This is a genomic window from Streptomyces chartreusis (assembly GCF_008704715.1).
Classification (GTDB): domain Bacteria; phylum Actinomycetota; class Actinomycetes; order Streptomycetales; family Streptomycetaceae; genus Streptomyces; species Streptomyces chartreusis.
In genome coordinates this window covers 7,857,406-7,880,604 of record NZ_CP023689.1, presented here as the reverse complement: position 1 = coordinate 7,880,604, position 23,199 = coordinate 7,857,406, and the positions used below count along the sequence as shown (strand labels likewise).

Sequence of the window (23,199 nt, the reverse complement as noted above, 5' to 3'; positions counted from 1 at the left end):
CGGTTCGAAGCGACCGGAGTTGAGGATCCATCACGGAGCGGAACCGGGCGCGGACGCAACGAAAACCTGACCGGGGAAGGATTCGTGCACCGGTCCATCAATCGGGACACAAAGGTGCGTCCGGCACCCCCGGCCGGGGGTCGACGGCACAGCGTGCGGCTTCTGTCGACCCCCGTTGAAGTGTTGAACATCACAAACTGAACGGTCTTCGGAGGCACCGGAATTCAGCCATCCGGCACGTTCGAATTCACCCGTGGAATTCTCGCGTTATCGATGTTGCACGCTGGGTGAACGTCCGGCGCATTTGCGTTGTCAGGCGGCCATCAGCCCGCGCAGAAATGCCAGATCGACCTCTTCGAGGGAGGACACGACGGTGCGGCGGTCGGCCGGCGCGATGGGGGCGATCGACGGTACGGCCACCACATGGCAGCCGGCTGCCTCCGCCGCGGCGACGCCGGTCGCCGTGTCCTCGACCACCGCGCATCTGGCCGGGTCGGCGCCGAGTCCGGCCGCGGCGAGCAGGTAGGGGTCCGGGTGCGGCTTGGTGCGCTCGACCTCGTCACCCGCGACGGTCAGCGCGAAGTACTGAGGGCCGAGCGAGGTCAGGACGCGGTCGATGATGCGCCGGTGCGAGGCGGAGACCAGGGCCGTGGGGATCTCGTACGCGGCCAGTTCGGCCAGCAGCCGGGCCGCTCCCGGCATCAGCGGCAGGGCGCGGTCGATACGGTCCTCGAAGCCCTGGTTGAGCAGCACCGTGAGTTCGGCGAGCGCGATGTCGGCGCCGGTGGCCTCGATCAGGAAGCCGGCGCTGCGGGTCATGGGGCCGCCGACGACCACATGACGCCAGGAGTCGTCGAGGGTGTGACCGAGGCCGGCGAAGATCTCGACCTCGACGTCCCACCAGAAGCCCTCCGTGTCCACCAGAGTGCCGTCCATGTCGAGGAGAACAGCCTGAAGAGCCGACCCATCGGCCATTGGGGTGTCCCCTGCTCGAGCGGAGCCGAGAGCTTGGGGAAGGGTTCCTGGCGCGGGGACCGTGCTGGTCATCCTGGCGCACCTCCTTGAGGGGCGGACAGGCCGGCTCCCACTAAGGGAACCGGCCTGCGGTGGACCGTCCAGTGTACGACGTGCGCCGCCGAAGCGCCTGGTTTATCCGGTGTGCCCCGGGGCACACCGGAAACACGCCGGGGGACGCTCCGACCTGCGTGGAAGCGGGCCCGGGGGCGGCGGCGCGGGGCGCCTCACCGTGCGTTGAAGTACTTCGCCTCCGGGTGGTGGATCACGATCGCGTCCGTGGACTGCTCGGGGTGCAGCTGGAACTCCTCGGACAGGTGGACGCCGATGCGCTCCGGCTGGAGCAGGTCGGCGATCTTGGACCGGTCCTCCAGGTTCGGGCAGGCGCCGTAGCCAAGCGAGAAGCGGGCACCCCGGTACTTCAGCGCGAACATGTCCTCCATCTCGGCCGGGTCCTCACCGGCGAAGCCGAGTTCCGAACGCACGCGCGCGTGCCAGTACTCGGCGAGCGCCTCGGCCAACTGCACGGACAGGCCGTGCAGTTCGAGGTAGTCGCGGTAGGAGTTCGACTCGAAGAGCCGGGCGGTCTCCTCGCCGATGCGGTTGCCCACGGTGACGACCTGGAGGCCCACGACGTCGGTCTCGCCGGACTCCTGCGGACGGAAGAAGTCCGCGAGGCACAGCCGGCGGCCGCGGCGCTGGCGCGGGAAGGTGAAGCGGGTGCGCTCGTTGCCGTGCTCGTCGAGCAGGATCAGGTCGTCGTCCTTGGAGACGCACGGGAAGTAGCCGTAGACGACGGCCGCTTCGAGGAGGTTCTCCGTCTGGAGCTTGTCGAGCAGACCGCGCAGCCGCGGGCGACCCTCGGTCTCGACGAGTTCCTGGTACGACGGTCCCTCGCCGCTGCGGACCTCCTTGAGGCCCCACTGCCCCTTGAACAGGGCGCCCTCGTCGAGCCAGGAGGCGTACTCCTTGAGCTGGATGCCCTTGATGACGCGGGTGCCCCAGAAGGGGGGCTCGGGGACCGGGTTGTCGGTGGCGACGTCGGAGCGGACGTGGCCCTCCTCGGGCCGCTCGTCCACCACGGCCGCCGTGGCGGCGGTCCGCACGCGGCGTTGCTTGAGCTCGGGCAGCTGGACGCCGGGCACGCCGCGCTTGACGCCGATGAGGGCGTCCATCAGGCGCAGGCCCTCGAACGCGTCGCGGGCGTAGCGGACTTCGCCCTCGTAGATCTCGTGCAGGTCCTGCTCGACGTAGGCACGGGTCAGGGCGGCGCCGCCGAGGATGACGGGGTAGTCCGCCGCCAGGCCGCGCTGGTTGAGCTCCTCCAGGTTCTCCTTCATGATCACCGTGGACTTCACCAGCAGGCCGGACATGCCGATGACGTCGGCCCGGTGCTCCTCGGCGGCCTCCAGGATCGCGGAGACGGGCTGCTTGATGCCCAGGTTGACCACGTTGTAGCCGTTGTTGGACAGGATGATGTCCACGAGGTTCTTGCCGATGTCGTGCACGTCGCCGCGCACGGTGGCCAGCACGATGGTGCCCTTGCCGTCGGCGTCGGTCTTCTCCATGTGCGGTTCGAGGTAAGCGACGGCGGCCTTCATGACCTCGGCGGACTGGAGGACGAACGGCAGCTGCATCTGGCCGGAGCCGAAGAGTTCGCCGACGACCTTCATGCCGTCCAGGAGGGTGTCGTTGACGATGTCGAGGGCGGGGCGGTCCTGGAGCGCGGCGTCCAGGTCGGCCTCCAGGCCGTTCTTCTCGCCGTCGATGATGCGGCGCTTGAGGCGTTCCTCCAGCGGGAGGGCGGCCAGTTCCTCGGCCTTGCCCGCCTTCAGGGACTTGGCGGTGGCGCCCTCGAAGAGCTGCATCAGCTTCTGGAGGGGGTCGTAGCCCTCGCTGCGGCGGTCGTGGATGAGGTCGAGGGCCGTCTGGACCTCTTCCTCGCTGAAGCGGGCGATCGGCAGGATCTTCGAGGCGTGCACGATCGCCGAGTCCAGGCCCGCCTTGACGCACTCGTCGAGGAAGACGGAGTTCAGCAGGATGCGGGCGGCCGGGTTGAGGCCGAAGGAGATGTTGGACAGACCGAGGGTGGTCTGGACGTCCGGGTGGCGGCGCTTGAGTTCGCGGATCGCCTCGATGGTGGCGATGCCGTCCTTGCGCGACTCCTCCTGACCGGTACAGATGGTGAAGGTCAGGGTGTCGATGAGGATGTCCGACTCGTGGATGCCCCAGTTGCCGGTCAGGTCCTCGATCAGCCGTTGGGCGATCGCGACCTTCTTCTCCGGGGTGCGGGCCTGGCCCTCCTCGTCGATGGTCAGCGCGATCAGGGCGGCGCCGTGCTCCTGGGCGAGCTCGGTGACCTTCGCGAAGCGGGACTCGGGGCCGTCGCCGTCCTCGTAGTTCACGGAGTTGATGACCGCGCGGCCGCCGAGCTTCTCCAGGCCGGCCCGGATGACCGGCACCTCGGTGGAGTCCAGGACGATCGGCAGGGTGGAGGCGGTGGCGAAGCGGCCGGCGAGCTCCTCCATGTCGGCGACGCCGTCGCGGCCGACGTAGTCCACGCACAGGTCGAGCATGTGCGCGCCCTCGCGGATCTGTTCGCGCGCCATCTCCACGCAGTCGTCCCAGCGGGCCTCCAGCATGGCCTCGCGGAACTTCTTCGAGCCGTTGGCGTTGGTGCGCTCGCCGATGGCCAGGTAGGAGGTGTCCTGGCGGAACGGAACCGTCTGGTAGAGGGAGGCGGCGCCGGGTTCGGGGCGCGGGTCGCGAACGGTCGGGGTGACGCCCTGGACGCGCTCGACGAGCTGGCGCAGGTGCTCGGGGGTGGTGCCGCAGCAGCCGCCGATCAGGGAGAGGCCGTAGTCCCGTACGAAGGTCTCGTGGGCGTCGGCGAGTTCCGGGGCGGTGAGCGGGTAGGTGGCGCCGTTCTTGCCGAGGACCGGCAGGCCCGCGTTCGGCATGCACGACAGCGGGATGCGGGAGTGCCGGGAGAGGTAGCGCAGGTGCTCGCTCATCTCGGCGGGGCCGGTCGCGCAGTTCATGCCGATCATGTCGATGCCGAGCGGCTCCAGCGCGGTGAGCGCGGCGCCGATCTCGGAGCCCAGCAGCATGGTGCCGGTGGTCTCGACGGTGACGGAGACGATGATCGGCACGTCCAGGCCGGCGAGCTCGCGGGCGCGCTGGGCGCCGATCACGGCGGCCTTGGTCTGGAGCAGGTCCTGGGTGGTCTCCACGATCAGGGCGTCGGCGCCGCCCGCGATCAGGCCCTCGGCGTTCTGCTGGAAGGCGTCGCGGATCGTGGTGTAGCCGATGTGGCCGAGCGTGGGCAGCTTGGTGCCCGGCCCGATGGAGCCGAGGACCCAGCGCTGGCGGCCGTCCCGGGCCCCGAACGCGTCGGCGGTCTCGCGGGCGATACGGGCGCCGGCCTCGGACAGTTCGTACACCCGGTCGGCGATGTCGTACTCGGCCGCCGCGGCGTAATTGGCGCCGAAGGTGTTGGTCTCCACGCAGTCCACGCCGGCGTCGTAGTACGCCTCGTGGACGGAGCGGACGATGTCCGGACGGGTGACGTTCAGGATTTCGTTGCAGCCCTCGAGGTTCTGAAAGTCCTCCAGGGTGGGTTCCTGGGCCTGCAACATGGTGCCCATCGCTCCGTCGGCCACCACCACTCGGGTGGCGAGCGCCTCACGGAGTGCGGACACACGGGTCCGGCTGTCGGCGGAAGGGGTCGGTGGCAACGAGGCCATGAAAGGGCTCCCTGGAGTGCGACGGCTGTCGGCTTTGCGCCCGGCACGGAACGGTCCGCTGTGGGCGCACGCCGCCAGCGTAGCCGGGTCCGTGCGGAAGTGGTCGGGCAGTCCACGACGCGGGACGGGCATGATGCCCGGGTCGATCTTCGGCCACGGGTGCGGTGACCGAAGCGGACCGATACCGGCCGACCATTAGCGAGAGGTCGGCATCGACCGGTAGTGTTCGACATTGCCGAACGGCGGCAACGACGTCGCAGGGTCGACGCTCGAAGGGGACGGAGGCAGCACGGGGATGGCACGGAACATCCAGTCGCTCGAACGGGCGGCCGCGATGCTGCGGCTTCTCGCAGGCGGCGAGCGACGCCTCGGCCTGTCGGACATCGCCTCCTCACTGGGCCTCGCCAAGGGCACCGCCCACGGCATCCTGCGCACCCTCCAGCAGGAGGGCTTCGTCGAGCAGGACGAGGCGTCGGGGCGCTACCAGCTGGGCGCCGAGCTGCTGCGCCTGGGCACCACCTATCTGGACGTGCACGAGCTGCGGGCACGCGCCCTGGTCTGGACGGACGATCTGGCCCGCTCCAGCGGCGAGAGCGTCTATCTGGGCGTCCTGCACCAGCAGGGCGTGCTGATCGTCCACCACGTCTTCCGCCCCGACGACAGCCGGCAGGTGCTGGAGATCGGCGCCATGCAGCCGCTGCACTCCACGGCGCTCGGCAAGGTCCTGTCCGCGTACGACCCGGTCGCGCACAGCGAGGCGATCGAGGCCGACCGCAAGGCCTTCACCGACCGCACCATGTGCGAGCTGGACGGCTTCGAGCACATCCTCGACATGACACGCGCGCGTGGGTACGCCGCCGACGTCGAGGAGACCTGGGAGGGCGTCGCCTCCGTGGCCGCCCCCATCCACGACCGCCGACGTATGCCGGTCGGCGCCGTCGGCATCACCGGCGCCGTGGAGCGGCTGTGCCGGGACGGCGAGCTGCGTCCCGAGCTGATCGCGGCGGTGCGGGACTGCGCGCGGGCCGTGTCACGGGATCTGGGCGCCGGACGCTTCTGAGCGCCGTACGGACAAGTAGTTACCGACCGGGACGTCATAGGACGTTCCGGTCTTCGGCATAACCACACACAGCCGGGCGAATCACCCTCCGGGAACTCACCGTGTTCCCTACGCGGCAGTACGCATTCGATCGACCCGTGTCGACAAATCAACACATCCGATAACGATCGAGCATTCGATAACAGGACCCTTGACGCACGCCTTACACCGGGGCAAGCTCCCGTCCATCGGTCGGCATTGTCGAACACCTACCGGCAATACGCGCTAGAGTGTGACAGTGCCAAGGGCCGGCATCGCCCTCACCCCCGAGGGCAACGCGAACCACCGGTGGGACCCGGGGTTCGGCTTCCCCTGGACGAAGGACAAAGGAGTCGCGGGTGTCCAGCTCCGACATCTTCATCGGCGAGACCATCGGTACCGCCATACTCATCCTGCTCGGCGGGGGCGTCTGCGCCGCCGTCACGCTGAAGGCCTCCAAGGCTCGCAACGCCGGCTGGCTCGCCATCACCTTCGGGTGGGGCTTCGCAGTGCTCACGGCGGTCTACACCTCGGCGCCGCTGTCCGGCGCCCACCTGAACCCGGCCGTGACGGTCGCTCTGGCCATCAAGGACAACGACTGGAGCAACGTTCCGACGTACTTCGCCGGTCAGCTCCTCGGCGCCATGATCGGTGCCGCTCTGGTCTGGGTCGCCTACTACGGGCAGTTCCAGGCCCACCTCACCGACAAGGAGATCGTCGGCGGTCCGGGCGCACAGGCCACGGCCGCCAAGGCCGTCGAGGCCCAGGAGAAGGGCGCGGGCCCGGTCCTGGGCATCTTCTCCACCGGTCCTGAGATCCGGAACGCGGTGCAGAACCTCCTCACGGAGATCATCGGCACCATCGTGCTGGTGCTCGCGGTCCTGACCCAGGGCCTGAACGACAGTGGCAAGGGCCTGGGCACCCTGGGCGCCCTGATCACCGCGCTCGTGGTGGTCTCGATCGGTCTGTCGCTCGGCGGCCCGACCGGCTACGCGATCAACCCGGCCCGTGACCTCGGTCCGCGCATCGTGCACGCCCTTCTGCCCCTGCCCAACAAGGGCGGCTCCGACTGGGGCTACGCCTGGATCCCCGTGGTCGGTCCGCTCGTCGGCGGCGCCATCGCGGCAGGCATCTACAACGTCGCTTTCGCTTAGGAACAGTGAGTTCACCCATCCGGGTGAGATGCACCGAAACTCTCAGCGCGCGCCGTACGTAAAGCCCCATAACCACGGAACTTCCAGGAGCTAACTGTGACCGACGCCCACACCGCCGGCCCCTTCATCGCCGCGATCGACCAGGGCACGACCTCGTCCCGCTGCATCGTCTTCGACCGCGACGGCCGGATCGTCTCCGTCGACCAGAAGGAGCACGAGCAGATCTTCCCGAAGCCGGGCTGGGTCGAGCACAACGCCAACGAGATCTGGACCAACGTCCAGGAGGTCGTCGCCGGAGCCATCCAGAAGGCCGGCATCACCCGTGACGACATCAAGGCCATCGGCATCACCAACCAGCGCGAGACCACCGTGCTGTGGGACAAGAACACCGGTGAGCCCGTCCACAACGCCATCGTCTGGCAGGACACCCGCACCGACGGGCTCTGCAAGGAGCTCGGGCGCAACGTCGGGCAGGACCGCTTCCGCCGTGAGACCGGTCTGCCCCTCGCCTCCTACTTCGCCGGTCCCAAGGCCCGCTGGCTGCTGGACAACGTCGAGGGCCTCCAGGAGCGCGCCGCCGCCGGCGACATCCTCTTCGGCACCATGGACACCTGGGTCATCTGGAACCTGACCGGCGGTGTCAACGGTGGCAAGCACGTCACCGACGTCACGAACGCGTCCCGCACCATGCTGATGAACCTGCACACCATGGAGTGGGACGACAAGATCGCCGAGTCGATCGGCGTGCCGCTGCAGATCCTGCCCGAGATCCGCTCCTCCGCGGAGGTCTACGGCGAGGTCACCGGCGGCAAGCTGGGCGACCTGCTCGGCGGCATCCCGGTCGCCTCCGCGCTCGGCGACCAGCAGGCGGCCCTGTTCGGCCAGACCTGTTTCTCCGAGGGCGAGGTCAAGTCGACGTACGGCACCGGCACCTTCATGGTGATGAACACCGGCGACAAGATCATCAACTCCTACGCGGGGCTGCTGACCACTGTCGGCTACAAGATCGGCGACCAGGACACGGTCTACGCCCTGGAGGGCTCGATCGCCGTCACGGGCTCCCTGGTGCAGTGGATGCGCGACCAGATGGGGCTGATCTCCACCGCCGCCGAGATCGAGACGCTCGCGCTCTCGGTCGAAGACAACGGCGGCGCCTACTTCGTGCCGGCCTTCTCCGGTCTGTTCGCCCCGCACTGGCGTTCCGACGCCCGCGGTGTGATCGCCGGTCTGACCCGGTACGTCACCAAGGCGCACCTCGCGCGCGCCGTCCTGGAGGCCACCGCCTGGCAGACCCGCGAGATCGCCGACGCCATGGTCAAGGACTCCGGCGACGAGCTGGTGGCCCTCAAGGTCGACGGCGGCATGACCTCCAACAACCTGCTGATGCAGACCCTCTCGGACTTCCTGGACGCCCCCGTGGTGCGCCCGATGGTCGCCGAGACCACCTGCCTCGGTGCCGCCTACGCCGCCGGTCTCGCCGTCGGCTTCTGGTCCAGCACGGACGAACTGCGCGCCAACTGGCGCCGGGCCGCCGAGTGGACCCCCCGCATGGACGCGGAGACCCGCGACCGTGAGTACAAGAACTGGCTCAAGGCCGTCGAGCGGACCATGGGCTGGATCGAGGACGACGAGAGCTGACCACAGCACTCGCCGGCCCTCGAACTCTGATGAGGAGTAAGAACCCGAAATGACCAGTCAGACCACCCTGCAGTCCGTGCCTGCCCTCGGTACGCGCCCGGCCTCCGGCTTCAACCCGAGCCGAGCCGAGACCCGGGAGCAGCTCTCCAAGGCGTCGTACGACCTTCTCGTGATCGGCGGCGGCATCCTGGGCATCTCCACCGCCTGGCACGCCGCGCAGTCCGGCCTCAGGGTGGCTCTGGTCGACGCCGGCGACTTCGCCGGCGCCACCTCCTCCGCCTCCTCCAAGCTGCTCCACGGCGGTCTGCGCTACCTGCAGACCGGCGCGGTGAAGCTGGTGGCGGAGAACCACTTCGAGCGCCGTGCGGTCTCCCGTCAGGTGGCTCCCCACCTGGCGAACCCGCTCACGTTCTACCTCCCCGTGTACAAGGGCGGGCCGCACGGCGCCGCGAAGCTCGGAGCGGGCGTCTTCGCCTACTCCGCGCTCTCCGCCTTCGGTGACGGCGTCGGCCACCTCCTGTCCCCCGCCAAGGCGGCACAGGACGTGCCCGAGCTGCGCACCGACAACCTCAAGGCCGTGGCCGTGTACGGCGACGACCAGATGAACGACGCGCGCATGGCGCTGATGACGGTCCGCGGGGCCGTCGAGGCCGGCGCGGTCGTGCTCAACCACGCCGAGGTCACCGGCCTGCGCTTCACCAAGGGCCGGGTGACCGGCGCGGACCTCAAGGACCGTCTGTCCGGTGACGAGTTCGGCGTCAACGCCCGTCTCGTGCTGAACGCGACCGGCCCCTGGGTCGACCACCTGCGCAAGATGGAGGACCCGAACGCCGCCCCGTCGATCCGGCTGTCCAAGGGCGCGCACCTGGTCCTGAAGCGGACGGCGCCCTGGAAGGCGGCGCTCGCGACCCCGATCGACAAGTACCGCATCACCTTCGCCCTGCCCTGGGAGGACATGCTGCTCCTCGGCACCACGGACGAGGAGTTCGAGGGCGACCCGGCGGATGTCGCGGTCACCGAGAAGGACACGGCCCAGATACTCGACGAGGCCGCGTTCTCCATCCGCGACCAGCAGCTCGACCGCGACCTGATCACCTACGCCTTCGCGGGTCTGCGTGTGCTGCCGGGCGGTCCCGGTGACACGGCGAAGGCCAAGCGCGAGACGGTCGTGACCGAGGGCACCGGCGGCATGCTGTCCGTCGCGGGCGGCAAGTGGACGACGTTCCGCCACATCGGCCGCACGATCATGCAGAAGCTGGAGGCGCTGCCGGGCCACCCGCTCGGCGACGACTTCGAGCCCATCTCCTCCCTGCCGAAGAAGCTGCCGCTGCCGGGTATCGCCAACCCGCGCGCGGTCGCCCACCGGCTGCTCACCGACCGTCCGGCGCCGGGTCCGCGCATGGCTGCCGACACGGCGAAGCACCTGGCGACGCACTACGGCTCCCTGGCCTTCGACATCGCCCGCATCGCCAACGAGAACCCGGAGCTCGGCGAGCGTGTCCACCCGGACGCCCCGGAGATCTGGGCGCAGGTCGTCTACGCCCGGGACAACGAGTGGGCCGAGACGCAGGACGACGTGCTGCGCCGCCGTACGACGCTGACGATCCGCGGTCTTGCGACGGACGACGTCCGGGCGAAGGTGCAGGACCTGCTCGACAAGAAGTGACCTCGCACGCGCGGCGGGCGGATTTTCGCCGGATGAGCCACTCGCCGCGCAGGGTCCGGCCACTCCCCTGACCACGCCGGACCGTACGAGGGCGGCCCCTTCCGCACCGGGGCCGGCCACCACCGGAAGGGGCGGCCCCACGCCGATGGGAGCCGCCCCTTCCGTCTGTGCGGAACTGATGCACGAGGCCGGCGGCCCGAGCTTCCGGCAGCCCTCCGACTGCTTCCGCGCGCCCCTCCCCCGGACCGGTGAATCGGTGATCCGCACCTGGAACGGCCGCTAGAAAAGTGCCTTTGCACAGGGTTCGGTTCGGCACGGGGAGCGTTCGGTCATGAGTGGCGGATGGCGGAGTGCGCGGCTGCGCCGACGCGTGGCCTTCGGGGTGTGCGGAGCCGCGCTGGTGGCGCTGGCGGCCGTGCTGCGCACGATCGACGACGTGAGTGCCGCGAGCGTGCTCGTCTCCGTGATCGGCGCGGTCGTGTCGGTCGCCGCACTCCTCGCCGACGTGCTGCGCGGTGACGCCGATCCCCTGCCCCGGCCGGCCGCGGAGTTACGGCACCGGGCCGCGGACGCGCTCGCCGACGCCGTACGGGAGCAGTGGGCGGCGGAGTTCCGGCTGCGCAGGCTCCAGGACCCGGAGCCGGTGGACGTGCGGTGGATCGCTGCGGATCCGCGGCTGGCCGACCATCCGGAGAACGTCCGGCGGATCCCCGCGCCCCGCGACGGCGAACGGCAACTGGGCGGCATCGTGGACGCGTTCGCGGCCGCGCCGGGCCGCCGGCTCGTGGTCCTCGGCGGCCCCGGTTCCGGCAAGAGCGTGCTGGCCCTGCGGTTCACCCTGGGCCGGCTGGCAGTCCGGCGACCCGGCGGCGCGGTGCCGGTGATCTTCCCACTGGCCGGCTGGGACCCCCGGCACAGCGGGCTGCGCGACTGGCTCGCCGAGCGCCTGGCCGCCGACTACCGCCCCCTGGCCGCGCCCGCGGACGGGCGGCGCACCATGGCACGCGCCCTGCTCGACACCGGGCTGGTGCTGCCCGTCCTCGACGGCTTCGACGAACTGCCGCAGGCCGTGTACGGGGAGGCCGTACGGCGGATCAACGCCGAACTCGACGACGACCTGCCGCTGTTGCTCACCAGCCGTCCGCAGGCCTGGGCGACGGCCGTGGACGAGGGCGATGTCCTCACGGCCGCCCAGGTCGTGAAGCTGCTGCCGCTGGACATCGGGCAGTCGGCGGCGTATCTGGAGCGCACAGCCCGGCCCCTGCCCGCCGACGGTGGCCGTCGGGCGACCGTGTGGACGCCGGTGCTGCGGTACCTGGAGGAGGAGCCGGGGCACCCGCTGGCCGCGGTGCTGACGGTGCCGCTGATGGTGGCCCTGGCCCGCACGGTCTACGGCGACAGGTCCCGGGATCCGGCCGAACTCCTGGACGACGCCCGCTTCGAGAGCGCCGAGCGGATCGAGGAACACCTGCTGGAGGCGTTCGTGCCGGCGGCGTTCCATGACGCCGGGGACCGGGGCGCGGTGGAGGCGCGGCGCCGACTCGGGGCGCTGGCGCGGGAGTTGCAGAAACGCGGGACCTGGCGCCTGGGGTGGTGGGAGCTGGAGGCCATGGCGCCGCGGGTGCTGCGGGTGTACGCGCCGGGGCTGGTGGCGATCGCGGCGACCGCCGTGCTGCTGGTCCCCGGGCTGCTGAGCCGTGCGTCGGCGGATCTGGCCACGGTGGAGGACACCGGTTCGTTCGTGATGAACCTGGTGGGCCAGACGCTGGGCTACTCGCTCGGGGTGGCCTTCCTGCTGCAGCCGGTGGCCGGCCGGGTGCGCCGGATCGTCTTCCTGCGCCGGCAGTTGGCGATCACCACGGCGGCCGCCGGTGTGCTGTGGGCGGGCTTCGCGCTCGGGGACGATCTGCGCTTCGGCTACCGCTTCGGCGCGGTGACCGACGGCTGGATGCCGGACATGTTCGGGGGCTGTCTGTTCGCGCTGTTGTTCACGCTGTTCTTCGGCATCGCGGGGCTGCCGAGGCGTCCCGTGCCGCTGAGCCTGCCCTGGACGGGCGATCACCGGGGGCGGGCCGCCGCACGGGGCTGCGGGGGCGCGCTCCTGGTGGGCGGTCTCTCGGTGGTCGGCGGGGTGCTGCTCGGAGTGGCGGACAGCCCCTGGACCGCGCTCATCGGCACGGTCTGCGCGGTGGCGGGGGCCGTGCTGCTGCTGAGCGCCACCCGGCGGGCCGAACGGGACAGCGTCCCACGGGCCCGGCCCGGCCGGACGACCCGGCGCCTCGCGGCGGAGCTGGCGCGCGGTACGGCTGCGACGCTGCTGATCGGCCTGGTCGCGACGGGCGTCGGAGGCACCGTCGCGGTGAGTGTCACGGTCCTCAAATCGGGGTCCCGGGACGACCTCGACGGGCGGCGGATCGAGAGCTGGGAGTTCCGGGAGCGGCACGGCGTGCGGATCGCGGACACCGAGCGGCCGGTGCGAGGCACTCTGCTGTACCCCGCCGAGCGCACCCGGCCGGTGGCCTATCCGAGGGGGACCACACCGCCGAACTGCGAGGTGCCGCTGCTGACCGGTCGGCGGTGCCGCGCCTTCGTCTCCGCCCGCACCGAGTTCCGGTCGCACCGGGGCGCCGTGGTCCTCCGCCTGGCCACCTCGCGGGGGCCGGTGACGGCCGAGGCGGCGGGCATGCGGGACGCGCTGCCGCCGCGAGGTCGTGACTGGCTCACCGAGGGGCCCGCGTGGGGCGTCGCGGGGCGGCTGCTTCCGCCGATCCTGGCGGCGGGCCTCCTGGTCGGGGTGGTCGGCGGCTGCGTGTGCGGTGTGCATCACGCCCTGAGCGCGCCGTCCGACGTGATACGAGCGGCGGGTCCCCGGTCCTCGCTGCGCACCGACCGCACGGCCACCCTCGCGCGGGGCGGGGTCGCGGCCCTGGTCACCGGGGCCGTCTGCCTGCCGGTCGTGGCCTTCTCCCGCGACTGGGGCGGGTTCATGCACGCGGGCACCCAGCTGTGGGTTCCCGTCGGCACCGCCGCACTCGCCCTGAGCGCCTGGGGCCGTCTGGCCGTCACGCGGGTCTGGCTGGCCGCGTCCGGCCGTATGCCCTGGCGGCTCATGGCGTTCCTGGACGAGGCGCACCGCCGGGGGGTGCTGCGGCAGTCGGGGGCGTACTACGAGTTCCGGCATCTGCGGCTCCAGCGGCAACTGGCCTCGGAGCCGGCCCCCCATACCGAGGATCAGCGGCCGCACGCCCGCCGGTAGCCGCTCGGGGGCCCGGACCGGAGCCCCGCATAATGGCGGGATACGTCGGATGTCTCATCACGACATCCTGAACGACAGGGAGGCCGGCCATGGCAGTCACCGACGAGGCGATCGAGAAGATCAAGGGCATGATCGTCTCCGGCGCCCTGCGCCCCGGCGACCGGCTCCCCAAGGAGAGCGAGCTGGCCGCCGAACTCGGACTGTCCCGCAACTCCCTGCGGGAGGCCGTGCGCGCCCTGTCGCTGATCCGGATCCTGGACGTACGGCAGGGCGACGGCACCTACGTCACGAGCCTGGACCCGCAACTGCTGCTGGAGGCGCTGAGCTTCGTCGTCGACTTCCACCGCGACGACACGGTGCTGGAGTTCCTCGCCGTGCGCCGCATCCTGGAGCCGGCGGCAACGGCGATGGCCGCGTCCCGGATCAGCGAGCAGCAACTGGACGCGCTGTCGGCCCAGTTGGAGAAGCTGGGCGACGCCCCGTCGGTGGAGGAACTCGTCGCCTGCGACCTGGAGTTCCACCGGGGCATCGTGCAGAGCTCCGGCAACTCCGTGCTGTGCTCGCTCCTGGACGGCCTTTCCGGACCGACGACCCGGGCACGCATCTGGCGCGGCCTGACCCAGGAGGACGCGGTCAGCCGCACCCTGCACGAACACCGGGCGATCCTGGCGGCCCTGCGCGACCGGGACGCGGAGGCGGCACGCTCGTGGGCGACGGTGCACATCGCGAGCGTGGAACAGTGGCTGCGCTCCACGCTGTGAGTCAGGGCCGTGGTGAAGGGTTCACGGTGCCGGGTTCGGCCTCGGCGAGGCGGTGCTGCAACTCGATGTGGCGGAACTGGTAGACGGCGCCGGTGCGGCGCAGGACACCCCGGTTCTCGTGAGCGTCGGCGAGGAAGGCCATGAGGTCGAAGGGCGCCCTGGCGCGCAGGGCCAGATAGCAGCGGGCGACCGCGTAGCGGGTCCAGGCCGACTGGCGGATTCCGATGGCCAGGCCCGTCAGCAGCGAGGGGATCAGCCCCACCGCGTAGGCCCACTGCCCGCTCTCGCCGGTGGTCGCGCCCCACACCCCCGTGGACCCCCATACGGTCGCGCACCAACCTTGCGTACCGATCACCAGAGCACCGACCACGACCGACGTCAGGACACAGGTGCCGAGCGTTCGCCGGTCGTTGACCAGCAGGGCGCGGCCCTCGACATCTGCGCCGAGGTCGACCGGAACCGTCCGCAGGCCGTTCAGGAGCAGACCGGCCACCGCGAACACAGCGCCCACCTGGAGTGCCGCCCAAGTGGCCGCGACGGGATCGGCGGGCGCGATGTACATCTGGGTGGACCCTCCCGAGAGCACATCCGCGAGCAGGCCCTCCAGCAGGATGCTGCCCCCGAGCAGCAGCCCGCCCAGCAGCCCGCGGCACACGCCCCTCCGGCTCCAGTGCCAGCGCACCCGGGCGACAGGACAGGCCGGGTCCGTGCCCACGCCGTCCCTGCCGACGGTTGCCGCCGTGATGCCGTAGAGCAGTGCGCTGACGGTTCCGCAGGCGTTGTCGAAACAGAGTCCGTAACAGATCGCGGCCGCGAACCCGGTCGTCGGGAGCCTCCAGTCCCAGTCGGCGGGCGGCCGCACGTCGGTCCGGCCGCCGAAGGCGAACCCGCAGATGATCACTCCGACGAGCGCCAGGGAACCACCGTCGGCCAGGCGGCGCAGCACGAGTTCGTCGAGGACTTCGGGAGCGGCGACCGCCACACACAGCAGCGTGACGGTCAGGGCCGCCGCGAGACCCCCCGCCAGACCGCCGCAGATCCCGGCCGCCACGACTCCGAGCCCTCCGCGCTCCTCCCAGCGTGGCGACGACTGCAACTGTGGAGCGAAGGAATGGATGACTTCCATGACCACGCCCTCGACCAGCCATCCGAGCGCACCCAGCAGGATGCCGCCCAGCACCTGGAACAGGACGTCCGGCACGGCACGGCCCAGCTTCCACCACGCCACCTCGGCGGCTCCGTCCGCACCGCGCTCCATGTGCCGCGCCAGGAACCGCAGCGCATGCCGCGCCTCACGAACGGTCCACGGGCAGCGCCGCTCCGCCCCCGGCCGGTAGGCGCCATCGACGAACGCGTCGAGCAGACGCCGCTCCACCGCGGCCCGCGTCGGATGCCGCAGCAGTTCGGCCGGCTCGGGGAGTTCCCCCTCACGCTCCCCGGGCCGCGGGTTGTACACGGCACGGGCCAGCGAGACCGTCAACGGGCTCGTGAGTGCCCTCGCAGCGGGCGTACCCGTGCCCAGCGTCGAGACGACCGGCGCCCACCGCTCCGCAGCCGGTGTGCCGTCGCCGCCCGCGTCGCGCAGCAGATAGCGGGAGACATCAATGGCGTCCAGCGGTTCCAGTTCGATTCCGGCCATGCCGGAGAGCCGCGCCGGCACGCCCGTGCGGGGCCGCAGCGCCGCCCGGTACTCGGCCGGCCGGCTCGACAGCACCAGTCCGCAGCCGTACGGCAACGCCTCGCCGATCCGGTGCAGCGCCAACCCGCTCGTCCCGGCGGGCAGTTCGTCGAACCCGTCCAGAACCGGGAACACCAGCCTCCGCTCCAGCAGCATCCTGGCGAGCGTGACGTCCCCGTACTCCCCCGGCGCCGGCACGCCCAGCTCGGCGTGGTCCTGGACCAGCTTGCGCTCCATCCAGCCCCGTAGGTCCAGGGCCGTCGGATTCCAGGAGGCCAGCGGGAAGAGCACGGGCACCGGATCGCCGGCCGCGCGGTCCTCGATCAGCGCGAGCAGCAGCCGTACGAGCAGCAGCGTCTTGCCCGATCCCGGGGCGCCCAGCACCAGCAGCCGTGGATCGGGCATCAGGCCCGCGAGGATCGTGCCGATCTCGCCGTCCCGGCCCGCCAGGCCCTCGGTCACCTCGGCCAGGCCGGCATCGGCGCCGTGCCAGGCGACCGGCAGCGGGTACGGGTCCGCGAGCCGCCGTGCCCGCGCCTCCGCCTCCCACTGCCGGCGTACGGCGACGGCGAGCCGGTCGGCGACGTCGCCCGGGTCGGCGGGCGTGAACGCCGCTTCGGCGCGGTCCGCCCGGTAGGCGCTCCACGCCAGGTAGGCGCCGGCCAGGGTGGGCAGCAGCGCGGCGACGACAGCCGCCGGGTCCTCGACGCGCGGCGCGACCAGCAGTGCCCCCAGCGTCCCCACCCCAAGCAGCGTCAGATACCCGATCCCGACCCGCCGCACACGCGACCTGGGGGCAACTCCGCTCACCCGACGTAGAGTTCCGCAGCCGCTCCCCCGTCCGGAGCCGTTCCGGCCGCGGCCACACGAGTGGGTGACCGGTCCGGGCGGATGCGGGCCGCCCGGCTCCCGGCACGGGCCGGACATCGGACCTCTGAACGATCATCCGACGTATGATGCGTTCCTGCGCGCGGCGGCCCGGAGACGACCTGAGCAGTCGCCGAACCCCCCAGATCAACCCCCGCCCCCGCCCGGGCACAGCTCGGATGACTGTGGGGTGTTTCGGGGGGACGAACGGGGCAGTGATCCGTTCATGTCCCCGTGCAAGGGGGCTGCGGGCGCCCCCGTCGCACGCCGTAAGGTTGGTTCGTCAGGCGAGGGCACGTCGGAAGGAGGCACTGGGTGATCGAGCTCGAGGGGGTTCCCGAGCTGATCGACCCGGTCATGGTGGCCGCGTTCGAGGGCTGGAACGATGCCGGCGACGCCGCCTCCACCGCGGTCGCGCATCTGGACAGGGAATGGAAGGGCGAGGTCTTCGCGGCGCTGGACGCCGAGGACTACTACGACTTCCAGGTGAACCGCCCCACGGTGTGGATGGACGCGGGCGTCCGCAAGATCACGTGGCCGACGACCCGGCTCTCGGTGGTCCGGGTCGGCGGCGACAAGCCACGTGATCTCGTTCTCGTCCGAGGCATCGAACCGTCCATGCGCTGGCGCTCGTTCTGCAACGAGCTCCTCGGCTTCGCGCACGAGCTGGGCGTGGAGCTGGTGGTCATCCTGGGCGCCCTGCTCGGTGACACCCCGCACACGCGTCCGGTCCCGATCAGCGGCACCACGTCCGACCCGGACCTGGCCCGCCGCATGGATCTGGAGGAGACCAAGTACGAGGGCCCTACGGGCATCGTCGGCGTCCTCCAGGAGGCGTGCACGCACGCAGGCGTTCCGGCCGTCAGCCTGTGGGCCGCCGTACCGCACTACGTCTCGCAGCCGCCGAACCCGAAGGCGACACTGGCGCTGCTCAACCGGCTGGAGGACCTGATCGACGTCCGCATCCCGCTGGGCGAGCTGCCCGAGGACGCGCGCGCCTGGCAGGTCGGCGTCGATCAGCTGGCCGCCGAGGACAGCGAGGTGGCGGAGTACGTGCAGACGCTGGAGGAGGCCCGCGACACCGCGGAGCTGCCGGAGGCGTCCGGCGAGGCCATCGCGCGCGAGTTCGAGCGATATCTGCGGCGCCGGGACGGCGGCCCGTCGCCCGAGGACCGTACGCGTCCGCCGATGCCTCCGAAGCCGGGCAACAGGGACGACGAGGACTCGTCGGACGACTGAAGCCGGTTGATCGAGGAAGAGGGCGGTGCGCCGGATATGCGCACCGCCCTCTTCCTCGATCGGCGCATGCGTCACAAGGGCACGGAGATCACGTCGTACGTCGTGTCCGGTGTAGGTGTCGTGGTGAAGCGGGCGTTGGGCAGGTAGAGGCGGCCCTTGTACGCGGCCACCGTGGTCGGCACGTCGAACAGCGGGTCGGTGACGCGGCGTTGGAAGACGCCGCTGCGGCCGTCGGCGGCGAGCCTGAAGACGTCGATGGCGTTCTGCCGGTTCTGCACGACGTACAGCGTCCGACCGATCAGCAGCAGGCCGTCGCCGTTGGTGAGCGGTGCCGCGTCGCCGAGGTCGACGAGTTCGGTGACGCCCGTGCGCGGGTTCACCCGGTGCAGCCCGCCGACCCCGGACTGCACGACGAGCAGCGCGGAGCCGTCCGGCGTGGCGGTGATGCCGTTGGCGTTGACGACCTCGCCCGCGACCTGGCTCCAGTCGCCGCTCAGGGTGAGCGTCACGACCTCGTCCGCGTCCGGCAGTTGCCCGTTCCGGCCGAGCGGCAGGGCGTACAGCGCGGGCTGGAAGGAGTCCGTGAACCAGGCCGCGCGCGGGGTGAGGAACACGTCGTTGGCGAAGGTCGGGGTCGCCGAGGTCAGGGCGTAGGAGGCGAGGATCGCGCCGCTGCGGGCGTCCACCACGCGGGCGCCCTGCCCGCGTCCGGCGACGAACAGGCGCCCCCGGTGGTCAAGTTTGAGACCGACCGAGGGCGTGCCGGGTCCCGCCGAGAAGATCGCGCCCTCGCCGGTGCGCAGGTCGGCGCGGTAGAGGGAGCCGTCGCCGAGCGAGCCGAGATAGGCGTACGGTCCGCCGCCGACGGCGATGCCCTCCGGGCGGAAGCCGTTCGGGAGGCGGAGCACCGTGGGGCGGCGCTTTCCGGCCGCGGCGGCGGGGGTGCCGGTGGCCGGGACGAGTGCGGCGCCGACGGTCGCGGCGCCCGTCGCGAGGAGTCTGCGGCGGGTGGGACGAGGTGCGAAGGAGCGGTGTTCGGGGGCCACTGTGCGTCCTTCCGCTGAGAGGACCGGCCGACAGCTGGTCCAACGGTCAACTGACTCCCCCACCCCACCACACGCCGGGCACCTCCGCAGCCGAGGCCGGTGTCTCGACAGGGACTGGACAGCAGCTGGCCGGATTATGACGTGACATCTCTTTCCGGACGGATTGCACACGTTGCCCAATTCAACTTGTTCCCAAACCAAGTTGGCGAAATTAGTCTGGACGGACCGGCCCGCGCGTGCTTGGTTGTCCACCGAAGGCGCGCCGCACCAACCGCACTTGGCAACCCCAGGACCGAAGGGAGCGGCAGACCATGACCGACCAGGGACAGCCGGCGCAGGGCCCGGGAACGGCCGGGCCGGGGCCCGACGGAGCGGGATTCACCTATCGAGGAGCCGAGCCGGAACTGATCGTCGTCGCCCGTCCCGAGGCCCGGCTGCGGGCCCAGGCCGAGGGCGTCCGGTCGGTCGCGGGCGCCGATGTGTCGGCTCTCAACATGTTCCTCAGTGACGAACAGCTCGCGCTGGAGCCGCTGTTCGGCAGCGAGGAACGGCTTCAGCAGACCACGGACACGCAGGACACGTCCGACCTGGCCCTGTTCTACCGGGTGCGCGGCGGGGAGAGCCGCGCCGAGGTACTGCGGGCCCGTATGGCCGCGCTGCCCGGCATCGACACGGCGTACGTGAAACCGGGCGCGGTGCCCGCCTCTCTCGGGCAGTTCGGCGAGGGCAGCGGGCGCCTGAAGGAGGGCGCGCCCCTCACGCCCGACTACAGCGGCCGGCAGGGCTATCTGCGCCCGGCGCCCGAGGGCGTCGACGCGCTCTGGGCCTGGCAGCGGCCGGGCGGCGCCGGTCAGGGCGTGACCGTGATCGACGTCGAGGGCTCCTGGCAGCTGGGCCACGAGGACCTGGCCGGCAAGCTGGCCGGCGTCGTCGTCGGCACCCCTCTCACCGACCTGGCCTGGCGCAACCACGGCACCGCGGTGATCGGCGTGATCGGCGGCGACCGCAACGACCACGGCGTCACCGGCATCGTGCCGGAGACGGTGACCGCGGCCGCCTCCTTCCACGGCATCGGCACGGCGGCCGCGATCCACGCGGCGGCCGAGCGGCTCGGCCCCGGCGACATCGTGCTGGTCGAACTGCACCGCCCGGGACCCCGGTTCGAGTTCGCCGACCGCGACGACCAGTGCGGCTACGTCGCGCTGGAATGGTGGCCGGACGACCACGCCGCGATCCGCTGCGCCACCGCCAGGGGCGTGCTGGTCGTGGCCGCCGCGGGCAACGGCGGCGAGTCCCTCGACGACGCGGTCTACGAGCGCCGCCCGGACGAGTTCCCGGAGTCGTGGCGCAACCCGTTCAACCCGTCCAACCCGTCCTCGGGGGCGGTCCTGGTCGGCGCCGGCGCCCCGCCCCCCGGCACGCACGGCCGCGATCACGGCCCGGACCGCTCCCGGCTCGCCTTCTCCAACTACGGCGCCCGGGTGGACGCGCAGGGCTGGGGCCGCGAGGTGACGACGACCGGCGGCTTCTGGGACCGGCCCGGCGACCTCCAGGGCGGACCCGAGGAGATCGCCTGGTACACCGACACGTTCTCGGGTACGTCGTCCGCGTCCCCGGTGGTGGTCGGCGCGCTGGCCGCGCTCCAGGGCATGCTGAAGGCCGCCGCGCAGCCTCCGATGTCCCCCGAGCAGGCGCGTGCGGTGCTGCGGGCGACGGGTTCCCCGCAGCAGGACGCGCCGGGCCGGCCGGCCTCGCAACGGATCGGCAACCGGCCCGACATCAAGGCGGCGGTCACCCATCTGGTGCCGCAGGCGGTCGGCTCCGGCCTCGCCGAGCGGTACTGGGACGAGTTGCTGCCGTATCCCCGCGAACTTCCGCCCCGGCTCCGGCTGTTCGTGGCCGGTGAGTGGCGGAACCTGAACCATCCGTCCCCCGAGATCCGCCAGGCAGTCCATACCGCCTTCGCGGGGGGACGGCCGGAGGTCCGAGTGTGGTTCTCGGACGACGAGATCGTCGGCCTGGTCATCACCGGCTGACGCAGCCCATCGCATCAAGGGAAGGTGACACCCGTATGAGCACCACCCCGCAGATGAGTCACATGGGACAACAGCAGGGCCAGCAGTACCCGAGCACGTCGCCGTACCAGCAGCCCTTCGGGCAGCAGCAGGGCTACGGCCAGCAGCAGGCGTACGGCATGAGCGGCTCCCTCGAGCAGCTCCAGCAGCTCGGCCGGCAGCAGCCGTTCCAGCACTTGCTCCAGCAGCTCGGCCAGCCGCAGGGCTACGGGCAGCAGCAGGTCCAGGGCCAGGCGTTCCAGGGCGAGCAGCAGCAACAGCAGTCCGAGCAGCAGGTGCTGCACCTGATGCAGCAGGTCACGCAGGCCGCCGTACAGCAGGCCCCGCAGGCCGGCGTCGCGGACGGCTACATCGACATCGTCCAGCCGCTGCCCGGGCAGCCGGCGCAGATCTTCCTGCGCATCCACGACGTGTTCCGGGTCTTCAACAACCCGAACCCGCAGATCCACAGCCAGGTCCAGGAGGCCTTCGCACACGGCCACCAGGTCGTCGGCGTCTGGGACAGCAGCCAGCCGCTGGTCCTGCGGAGCATCCAGATCCGCAGGATCTGACCGGCCGTAGCCGAACCGGCCGGCCACCGAAAAGGGGCGCTTCCACCCGCGGGGAGGAAGCGCCCCCTCTCTCTCGTGCTGCGTCCGCTACAGGGCCACGCCCAGCAGTGCGTCGACGGCTCGCGACACGACGCCGGGGGCGCCGATGTCCGTGCCGCCCTCGGTGTCCTGCCGGGTCACCCAGCGGTCGACCGCGGCGAGCGCGGCCGGGGCGTCGAGGTCGTTCGCGAGGGCTTCGCGGATCTCCTCGACGAGCACCTCCGCGTCGGGTCCGTCGGGCCGGGACACGGCGGCCCGCCAGCGGCCGAGGCGGTCCACGGCGTCCTGGAGCACCTGGTCGGTCCACTCCCAGTCGGCCCGGTAGTGGTGGGCGAGGAGGGTGAGCCGGATGGCGGCCGGGTCGACGCCGTCGCGGCGCAGCTGGGACACGAAGACGAGGTTGCCCTTGGACTTGGACATCTTCTCGCCGTGCAGGCCGACCATGCCCGCGTGGACGTACGCCTTGGCCATGGGGAACTCGCCGGTCAGCACCTGGGCGTGCGAGGCGCCCATCTCGTGGTGCGGGAAGGCGAGGTCGGAGCCGCCGCCCTGGACGTCGAAGGTCATGCCGAGGTGGTCGAGGGCGATGGCGACGCACTCGATGTGCCAGCCGGGCCGGCCCTGTCCGAGCGAACCGCCGTCCCAGCTGGGCTCGCCCGGGCGGGCGGCCATCCACAGCATCGGGTCGAGCGGGTTCTTCTTGCCGGGCCGCTCGGGGTCGCCGCCGCGCTCGGCGGACAGCAGGCGCATGGCGGCGGCGTCGAGGTTCGACACCTTGCCGAAGTTCGGGTCGGACTCGACGGAGAAGTAGATGTCGCCGTCGAGTTCGTACGCGGCGCCCGCGTCCCGGAGCCGCTCGACGAGCGGGACGATCCCGGGTATCGCCTCGACGGCACCGATGTAGTGGCGCGGCGGCAGCATGCGCAGCGCGGTCATGTCCTCGCGGAAGAGGGCGGTCTCCTTCTCGGCGAGGGCGACCCAGTCGATGTCGTCGCGCAGGGCCCGCTCCAGGAGCGGATCGTCGACGTCGGTGACGTTCTGCACGTAGTGGACCTGCCGCTTGGTGTCGAGCCACACGCGCTGCACGAGGTCGAACGCGTTGTAGGTCGCCGCGTGCCCCATGTGGGTCGCGTCGTACGGCGTGATACCGCAGACGTAGATACGGGCGACGGGACCGGGGTCCAGGGTGACGAGACCCTCGGTCGCGGTGTCGTGGATCCTCAGGTCGCGGCCCTGACCGGGCAGGGCGGGGACCTCAGAAGCGGGCCAGGCATACATGTCATGAGCCTAACCGGACTGATGTTCCGTACACGAACCGGACCGGGCCGGATGGCCGGAGAGGCGTTCTTGCGCGACACCGGCCCTTGTGCTAGACGCCCTGGGTCGCAGTC

The 23,199-nt window shown here is 71.3% G+C and carries 14 protein-coding genes; 9 read left to right on the top strand and 5 right to left on the bottom strand.

Annotated features, from left to right (window positions below; translation table 11 throughout):
* Positions 1-312: 312 nt before the first annotated feature.
* On the bottom strand, positions 313-1,047 hold the full coding sequence (locus tag CP983_RS34795) for an HAD family hydrolase (RefSeq protein ID WP_373309870.1): 735 nt from the start codon (positions 1,045-1,047) through the stop codon (positions 313-315).
* A gap of 194 nt (positions 1,048-1,241) precedes the next feature.
* Complete coding sequence (gene metH, locus CP983_RS34790) at positions 1,242-4,760, bottom strand: methionine synthase (RefSeq protein ID WP_125527795.1); 3,519 nt, start codon at positions 4,758-4,760, stop codon at positions 1,242-1,244.
* Between the two features lie 295 nt (positions 4,761-5,055).
* Here metH and CP983_RS34785 point away from each other — a divergent pair, with 295 nt between their 5' ends.
* The 6 genes from CP983_RS34785 to CP983_RS34760 all read left to right on the top strand — a co-directional run bounded on the left by CP983_RS34785 (position 5,056) and on the right by CP983_RS34760 (position 14,313).
* Positions 5,056-5,820: an IclR family transcriptional regulator gene (locus tag CP983_RS34785; RefSeq protein ID WP_030946437.1), complete on the top strand. Its 765-nt coding sequence runs from the start codon at positions 5,056-5,058 to the stop codon at positions 5,818-5,820.
* Between the two features lie 377 nt (positions 5,821-6,197).
* On the top strand, positions 6,198-6,992 hold the full coding sequence (locus CP983_RS34780; protein ID WP_150504018.1) for an MIP/aquaporin family protein: 795 nt from the start codon (positions 6,198-6,200) through the stop codon (positions 6,990-6,992).
* Positions 6,993-7,088: 96 nt separating this feature from the next.
* Positions 7,089-8,630, top strand: coding sequence for a glycerol kinase GlpK (glpK, locus tag CP983_RS34775; protein WP_107909252.1), 1,542 nt, complete (start codon positions 7,089-7,091; stop codon positions 8,628-8,630).
* A 49-nt stretch (positions 8,631-8,679) separates the two neighbouring features.
* Complete coding sequence (locus CP983_RS34770; RefSeq protein ID WP_107909251.1) at positions 8,680-10,296, top strand: glycerol-3-phosphate dehydrogenase/oxidase; 1,617 nt, start codon at positions 8,680-8,682, stop codon at positions 10,294-10,296.
* A gap of 331 nt (positions 10,297-10,627) precedes the next feature.
* Positions 10,628-13,552 (top strand): NACHT domain-containing protein, encoded by a 2,925-nt coding sequence (locus CP983_RS34765; RefSeq protein ID WP_150504016.1) that lies wholly within the window; start codon positions 10,628-10,630, stop codon positions 13,550-13,552.
* A gap of 89 nt (positions 13,553-13,641) precedes the next feature.
* Entirely contained in the window at positions 13,642-14,313 is a 672-nt protein-coding gene (locus CP983_RS34760) for a FadR/GntR family transcriptional regulator (RefSeq protein WP_030953901.1), read from the top strand.
* 1 nt (position 14,314) lies between these two features.
* Here the strand turns inward: CP983_RS34760 and CP983_RS34755 are convergent, their stop codons facing one another.
* On the bottom strand, positions 14,315-16,735 hold the full coding sequence (locus CP983_RS34755) for an NACHT domain-containing protein (protein ID WP_150504014.1): 2,421 nt from the start codon (positions 16,733-16,735) through the stop codon (positions 14,315-14,317).
* A 438-nt stretch (positions 16,736-17,173) separates the two neighbouring features.
* Between CP983_RS34755 and CP983_RS34750 the strand changes: the two genes are divergently transcribed.
* Positions 17,174-18,097, top strand: a complete 924-nt coding sequence (locus CP983_RS34750; protein ID WP_107909249.1) for a PAC2 family protein — start codon at positions 17,174-17,176, stop codon at positions 18,095-18,097.
* Positions 18,098-18,168: 71 nt separating this feature from the next.
* Here CP983_RS34750 and CP983_RS34745 read toward each other — a convergent pair whose 3' ends face one another.
* Positions 18,169-19,143 (bottom strand): SMP-30/gluconolactonase/LRE family protein, encoded by a 975-nt coding sequence (locus CP983_RS34745; RefSeq protein WP_150504012.1) that lies wholly within the window; start codon positions 19,141-19,143, stop codon positions 18,169-18,171.
* A 311-nt stretch (positions 19,144-19,454) separates the two neighbouring features.
* Between CP983_RS34745 and CP983_RS34740 the strand changes: the two genes are divergently transcribed.
* Together CP983_RS34740 and CP983_RS34735 are read left to right on the top strand one after the other, a co-directional pair.
* Entirely contained in the window at positions 19,455-21,179 is a 1,725-nt protein-coding gene (locus CP983_RS34740) for a S8 family peptidase (protein ID WP_150504010.1), read from the top strand.
* 35 nt (positions 21,180-21,214) lie between these two features.
* Entirely contained in the window at positions 21,215-21,769 is a 555-nt protein-coding gene (locus tag CP983_RS34735; RefSeq protein WP_107909246.1) for a hypothetical protein, read from the top strand.
* An 87-nt stretch (positions 21,770-21,856) separates the two neighbouring features.
* On the opposite strand, the gene mshC is transcribed toward CP983_RS34735, so the two are convergent.
* On the bottom strand, positions 21,857-23,086 hold the full coding sequence (mshC, locus tag CP983_RS34730; protein WP_107909245.1) for a cysteine--1-D-myo-inosityl 2-amino-2-deoxy-alpha-D-glucopyranoside ligase: 1,230 nt from the start codon (positions 23,084-23,086) through the stop codon (positions 21,857-21,859).
* Positions 23,087-23,199: the final 113 nt, after the last annotated feature.

Excerpts from the sequence above, each read along its gene's own strand:
- metH (WP_125527795.1), bottom strand. The coding sequence starts at position 4,760 with ATGGCCTCGTTGCCACCGACCCCTTCCGCCGACAGCCGGACCCGTGTG.
- CP983_RS34785 (WP_030946437.1), top strand. The coding sequence starts at position 5,056 with ATGGCACGGAACATCCAGTCGCTCGAACGGGCGGCCGCGATGCTGCGG.
- CP983_RS34770 (WP_107909251.1), top strand. The coding sequence starts at position 8,680 with ATGACCAGTCAGACCACCCTGCAGTCCGTGCCTGCCCTCGGTACGCGC.
- CP983_RS34795 (WP_373309870.1), bottom strand. The coding sequence starts at position 1,047 with ATGACCAGCACGGTCCCCGCGCCAGGAACCCTTCCCCAAGCTCTCGGC.
- CP983_RS34760 (WP_030953901.1), top strand. The coding sequence starts at position 13,642 with ATGGCAGTCACCGACGAGGCGATCGAGAAGATCAAGGGCATGATCGTC.
- CP983_RS34735 (WP_107909246.1), top strand. The coding sequence starts at position 21,215 with ATGAGCACCACCCCGCAGATGAGTCACATGGGACAACAGCAGGGCCAG.
- mshC (WP_107909245.1), bottom strand. The coding sequence starts at position 23,086 with ATGTATGCCTGGCCCGCTTCTGAGGTCCCCGCCCTGCCCGGTCAGGGC.
- CP983_RS34740 (WP_150504010.1), top strand. The coding sequence starts at position 19,455 with ATGACCGACCAGGGACAGCCGGCGCAGGGCCCGGGAACGGCCGGGCCG.
- CP983_RS34765 (WP_150504016.1), top strand. The coding sequence starts at position 10,628 with ATGAGTGGCGGATGGCGGAGTGCGCGGCTGCGCCGACGCGTGGCCTTC.